The sequence below is a fragment of the Desertibaculum subflavum genome (assembly GCA_003576705.1).
Taxonomy (GTDB): Bacteria; Pseudomonadota; Alphaproteobacteria; order Ferrovibrionales; family Ferrovibrionaceae; genus Desertibaculum; species Desertibaculum subflavum.
In genome coordinates, this window is record QOZS01000108.1 from 1 (window position 1) to 5,756 (window position 5,756).

At 69.3% G+C, this 5,756-nt stretch carries 6 protein-coding genes; 4 read left to right on the top strand and 2 right to left on the bottom strand.

Translation table 11 applies throughout. The annotated features are described in order from the left end of the window. The coding region (locus tag DT074_RS27325; RefSeq protein WP_162915283.1) for an SPOR domain-containing protein at positions 1–386 on the top strand (386 nt) is incomplete at its 5' end. Beyond that, positions 325–1,386, top strand: a complete 1,062-nt coding sequence (locus tag DT074_RS27330; RefSeq protein WP_119423001.1) for a hypothetical protein — start codon at positions 325–327, stop codon at positions 1,384–1,386. The genes DT074_RS27325 and DT074_RS27330, both read left to right, overlap by 62 nt. Here the strand turns inward: DT074_RS27330 and DT074_RS27335 are convergent. Further along, positions 1,383–1,949 (bottom strand): regulatory protein RecX, encoded by a 567-nt coding sequence (locus DT074_RS27335; RefSeq protein ID WP_119423002.1) that lies wholly within the window; start codon positions 1,947–1,949, stop codon positions 1,383–1,385. The two genes, DT074_RS27330 and DT074_RS27335, sit on opposite strands and share 4 nt — an antisense overlap. Before the next feature lie 76 nt (positions 1,950–2,025). On the opposite strand from DT074_RS27335, the gene DT074_RS27340 reads away from it, so the two are divergent. Further along, complete coding sequence (locus tag DT074_RS27340) at positions 2,026–2,283, top strand: hypothetical protein (protein WP_119423003.1); 258 nt, start codon at positions 2,026–2,028, stop codon at positions 2,281–2,283. Here the strand turns inward: DT074_RS27340 and uvrA are convergent. Further along, positions 2,280–5,165: an excinuclease ABC subunit UvrA gene (gene uvrA / locus DT074_RS27345; protein WP_119423004.1), complete on the bottom strand. Its 2,886-nt coding sequence runs from the start codon at positions 5,163–5,165 to the stop codon at positions 2,280–2,282. The two genes, DT074_RS27340 and uvrA, sit on opposite strands and share 4 nt — an antisense overlap. 127 nt (positions 5,166–5,292) lie before the next feature. On the opposite strand from uvrA, the gene ssb reads away from it, so the two are divergent. Then, positions 5,293–5,756, top strand: a 464-nt coding sequence (gene ssb, locus DT074_RS27350) for a single-stranded DNA-binding protein (protein WP_119423005.1), incomplete at its 3' end; no start/stop codon positions are given.

The following is a 5,756-nucleotide window of genomic DNA, read 5'->3' on the forward strand; positions in this document are numbered from 1 at the left end:
GACCCGCGGCGACCGGCGCGCGGGTGGAGAAGCGCGCCATGGCCCGGCCGGAAGGGCCGTCGCGCCGCGCCGCGCTGGAGGCGCCGCCCCCGCCGCCGGCGCCGACGGAGGTGACCGGCGCCGAGATCCGCGACGGCGCGGCGCCGCATTTCGCCCATCTGGCCTCCTATGGCGATATCGGCTCCGCGCTGACCGGCTGGCAGATTCTGGCCCGGCTGCATCCCGGCACGGTCGGCGAATTCGCGCCGGTGATCCACGAAGTGAAGGTAAGCGACGATCGGACCGCGTATAGATTGCTGGTGGGAGCCTTCCCGAGCCGAGCCGATGCCGACGCCTTCTGCCGCCGCTTGGCCGACCCGCGCCAGTACTGCCAGGCGCGCCCCTGAGCAGTTTCCCGCGCTGATTCCCGCGCTGATCCCGGCTCTGATCCTGGCGCTCGCCGCACTGGCCATACCGGCGTGGCGTGCGGCGGCGGCCGAGCCGGTCCGGATCGAGCGGCATGACGGCTACGACCGGCTGGTCGTTCCGTTCGTCGAGCAGCCGGATGGCCGTCCGCCGCTGCGGCCGGCCATGCCGCTGCTGCGGCGGAGCGAGGGCAGCTATCGGATCGTGCTGCCGGGGCCGCTGCCGCCGATGGCCGCGCTGCCGCGCGGCGTCGCCGAGTTCCTGACCCAGCGCGTTCCCGAGGGACAGGCCGTCGACATCGTGCCGGCGCCGGGCGCCTATCTGCGCTATCGCGTGACGCCCGGCGGCGTCGCTGTCGATGTGGTGCATGGCCTGCCGGCGCCGGCCGGTCCGATGGCAGCGCCGGTCCGGCCGCCGCCCAGCGGACCGCTGCCGCCCAAGGTCGCGCATGCCGGCGTGCTGTTCTCGGCGCCGCGGCTCGCCGCGCTGCGCCTCGGCGACGAGCTGATCCTGTTCATGCCCGCCCAGGGCGACCTCGATCCGGCCAGCATCCCGCCGGCCCGGGTGGCGGCGGTGGCCGCAACCGAGCAGGGGCGGCACCGGCTGATGCGGCTTACGCTGCGGCCCGATACCCGGATCGAGATCACGCGCGAGGGCGCGCGGCAATGGCGGCTCGGCTTCAGCGCGGATGCCGCCATCGCGCCGGCCAGGGCGCGATTTGCGCCGGATGGCCGCTCGCTGCTGGTGGCGACCGATGCCGAGGGTGCCGAATTCGCGACGTTGAACATGCCCGAATTCGGCGCTGTGGCGGTGGTGCTGGCAGCGGCCGATTGGGCGATGCCGCCGGCCCGTTCGCCCTATCTGGACGTGCTCGATGCAATGATCGGCGGGGTGGTGGTGCCGCGCACCGACGGCCTTGCCATCGAGCGCCGGCCGGACGGCATCGCCATCAGCGGCGTCGACCGCCGCTCCGGCGGCTAATCATCCTGTTCGAGCGCGGCGACGTCCGGCGCGTCGATGACGCGGCGGGCGGTATCCGAATCGAAGCCGCGGCGGGCGAGGGCGGCGAGATCGCGCAGGCGGTGGTCGGCGCGCGCCGCTTCCTGGCGGAACGGGCCTAGCCGGCGACGTCGTGCCAAGGCGACGGCGGCGGCGAGATTCGCCGCGGATTCGTCGGAGCCGCCCTGCAGAACCTCGCTCACGACAGCGGCGGAGACACCACGCGCGCGCAGATCCTGCCGGATCATCGCGGTGGCAGTGCCGCGACCGCGCAGTGTCCGCGCCCGGATCTCGGCATAGCGCCGGTCGACGATGATGCCGCGCGTGACCAGATCGGCGACGACCTCGTCGATCAGCGCCCGCGCCGCATCACGATCAATTGAATCCCGTTGCGCCGCACGGTCGACCATACGTCGCAGCACCGCGGCAACGCGTGCGGCGGGCGCCTCGTAGCGGCCGACATAGTCGAGCGCCTTGCGCTCCAGGGCCGGCCGGTCCAGCGCGGGCGGCGAGGGAGAGGCGTCAACGTCCGGTGTCTTCCGCATGGCTGCGATGTGACCTGGCTCACTTCCCGCCGGACCGGCGCGATCTAACTATCCTAACCCAGTCAGAGGTGCTTCCATGCGCAAGCTCAGCGTCGCAATCGTCACGGCCACGACCGTCTTCCTCGCCGGCAACGCGTTGGCGGATACCGCCGAACGCTGCCAGGCCTTGCGGGCCCAGGCGGATCACGCCCTGTGGAGTTCCAAGACGGAAGGCAGCTCTACCGGCAAGCTGGAGCGCGATATCGGCGTCGATCTCTGCCGCCGCGGCAAATATGCCGAAGGCGCGCGCGAGCTGGAGAAGGCGATCCGGGCCCTGGGCTTCCAACCGAACTAGCCGCGCCGCCCGGCGCGCTTGGCCGGCCTCGGCGCCTCGAGCGCCGGGACCGGCTCGCGGCGCAGATAGGTGCGGAGATAGCGGCCGGTGTGGCTCTCCGCGACCTTGGCGACCGCTTCCGGCGTGCCTTCGGCGACGATGCGGCCGCCGCCGTCGCCGCCCTCGGGGCCGAGATCCAGAATCCAGTCGGCGGTCTTGATGACTTCCAGGTTGTGCTCGATCACCACCACGGTGTTGCCGGCATCGACCAGACGCTGGATCACCTGGAGCAGCTTGCGCACGTCCTCGAAATGCAGGCCGGTGGTCGGCTCGTCGAGGATGTAGAGCGTGCGGCCCGTTGCGCGCTTGGACAGTTCCTTCGCCAGCTTGATGCGCTGCGCCTCGCCGCCGGAGAGCGTGGTCGCCGACTGGCCGACCTTGATGTAGCCGAGGCCGACCTCCTGCAGCATCTCCAGCTTTTCGCGCACCATCGGCACGGCACGGAAGAACTCGGCGCCGTCATCGACCGTCATGTCGAGCACGTCGGCGATCGACTTGTCCTTGAACAGGATGTCGAGCGTCTCGCGGTTGTAGCGCTTGCCCTTGCAGACGTCGCACTGGACATAGACGTCGGGCAGGAAGTGCATCTCGATCTTGATCAGCCCGTCGCCCTGGCAGGCTTCGCAGCGCCCGCCCTTGACGTTGAAGGAGAAGCGGCCGGGCTTGTAGCCGCGCGTCTGCGCCTCCGGCAGGCCGGCGAACCAGTCGCGGATCGGGCCGAAGGCGCCGGTATAGGTGGCCGGGTTGGAGCGCGGCGTGCGGCCGATCGGCGACTGGTCGATATCGATCACCTTGTCGAGCCATTCCAGGCCTTCGATCTTCTCGAACGGCCCCGGCTGCTCGCGGCTGCCGTTCAGGCGCTTGGCCAGCACCTTGTAGAGCGTCTCGATGATCAGCGTGGACTTGCCGCTGCCGGAGACGCCGGTGATGCAGGTGAGCGTGCCGACCGGCAGGCGGGCGCTGACATTGCGCAGGTTGTTGCCCTTGGCGCCCGTGAGCGTGATCCAGCGGTCGTGCTGCGCCTTGCGGCGGCGCTCCGGCACCTCGATCTGGCGGAAGCCGGTGAGATATTGCCCGGTGAGCGAGGCGGGGTTCGCCATCACCTCGGCCGGCGTGCCTTCGGCGACGATATGGCCGCCGCCGACCCCGGCCGCGGGACCCATGTCGATCACGTGATCGGCGGTGCGGATCGCCTCCTCGTCATGCTCGACCACGATCACCGTGTTGCCGAGATCGCGCAGGCGCTCGAGCGTCTGCAGCAGGCGCGCATTGTCGCGCTGGTGCAGGCCGATCGAGGGCTCGTCCAGCACGTAGAGCACGCCGGTCAACCCGGAGCCGATCTGCGAGGCGAGGCGGATGCGCTGGCTCTCGCCGCCCGACAAGGTGCCGGAGCCGCGCGACATGGTGAGATAATCGAGCCCGACATTGACCAGGAAGCCGAGCCGCTCGTTGATCTCCTTCAGGATGCGCGCCGCGATCTCCTGACGCTTGGAATCGAGCTTGCCGTTGAGCGCCGCGAACCACGTGGCGGCGGCGCGGATCGAGAGGTCCGAAGCATCGCCGATATGCTTGCCATCGATCTTGACCGCCAGCGCTTCCGGCTTGAGGCGGAAGCCGCCGCAGGCCTCGCAGGGCGAGCTCGACTGGAAGCGCTCCAGCTCCTCGCGGATCCAGGCCGAATCGGTCTCCTTCCAGCGCCGCTGCATATTGGGGATGACGCCTTCGAACGGCTTCTTGGTCGTATAGGCGCGCAGCCCGTCGTCGTAGGTCATCGAGATCGGCTCCTCGCCGGAGCCGAACAGGATCAGGTCGCGCACCTTCTGGTGCAGCTCGCTCCACGGCACCGCGGTCGAGGCCTTGAAGTGGCGCGCGATGCTGTCGAGCGTCTGCTGGTAATAGGGGGATGTCGACCGCGCCCAGGGGGCGACGGCGCCGTCCTTCAATGACAGCCGTTCGTCGGGGATCACGAGGTCGGCGTCGAACACCATCTTGACGCCGAGACCGTCGCAGGTCGGGCAGGCGCCATGCGGGTTGTTGAACGAGAACAGGCGCGGCTCCACCTCGTCGATGGTGAAGCCGGAGACCGGGCAGGCGAACTTGGCGGAGAACACGATGCGGTTGCCGCTGTCGGCGTCGTCGGCATAGACGATGCCGTCGGCCAGGCCGAGCGCGGTCTCCAGGCTGTCGGCGAGCCGCGTCGCGAGGCCGTCGCGCACGACGACGCGGTCGACCACCACCTCGATATCGTGCTTCTTCTTCTTGTCGAGGGCCGGCGCGTCCTCGATCTCGTAGAGCTTGCCGTCGATCCGCACGCGCTGGAAGCCGCGCTTCCTGAGGTCCTGCAGCTCCTTGCGGTACTCGCCCTTGCGGCCGCGGATCATCGGCGCCAGCAGATAGAGCCGCGAGCCCTCCGGCAGCGCCATCACCCGGTCGACCATCTGCGACACGGTCTGGCTCTCGATCGGCAGGCCGGTGGCCGGCGAATAGGGGATGCCGACCCGGGCCCAGAGGAGACGCATATAGTCGTAGATCTCGGTTACGGTGCCGACCGTGGAGCGCGGGTTCTTCGAGGTGGTCTTCTGCTCGATCGAGATCGCCGGCGACAGGCCCTCGATATGGTCCACGTCGGGCTTCTGCATCAGTTCGAGGAACTGCCGCGCATAGGCGGAGAGCGACTCGACATAGCGGCGCTGCCCCTCGGCATAGATGGTGTCGAAGGCGAGCGAGGACTTGCCGGAGCCCGAAAGCCCGGTGATGACCACCAGCTGGTCGCGCGGAATCTCGACGTCGATGCTTTTCAGGTTATGCTCGCGGGCACCGCGCACGCTGATGGATTTGGTCATGGTTCGCGGGACCTTCGCGGGCAATATTTGCCAAAAGAGTTAGGTCGGCTTGGAACAGTTCGGCTGGCAGTGCCGCACCGAGAACGATTATAGTACACGCAAGACCTCTCTCAAGGCGGAAGAAGCGATGGCGGGCAGCGTCAACAAGGTCATCCTGGTCGGCAATCTCGGGCGCGATCCCGAAGTCAGGGCCATGCAGAACGGCGACCGGGTCGCCAACCTCCGGATCGCCACCTCGGAAAGCTGGCGCGACCAGCAATCGGGCGAGCGCAAGGAGCGCACCGAGTGGCACCAGGTGGTGATCTGGAACCAGAACCTGGTGAAGGTGGCCGAGCAGTATCTGCGCAAGGGCGCCAAGGTCTATATCGAGGGCCAGCTGCAGACCCGGAAATACACCGACCAGAGCGGCCAGGAGAAATTCACGACTGAAGTCGTGCTGAGCCGGTTCCGCGGCGAGCTCACCATGCTGGACGGCCGCCGCGAAGGCGGCGGCGATGCGCCGGACATGGGCGAGCCGGGCGGCGGCTCGGCGTCGCGCGGGCCGGCCCGGTCGGGCGGCGGCGCGTCGCGCGGTGGAGGGGGCGGCGGCGG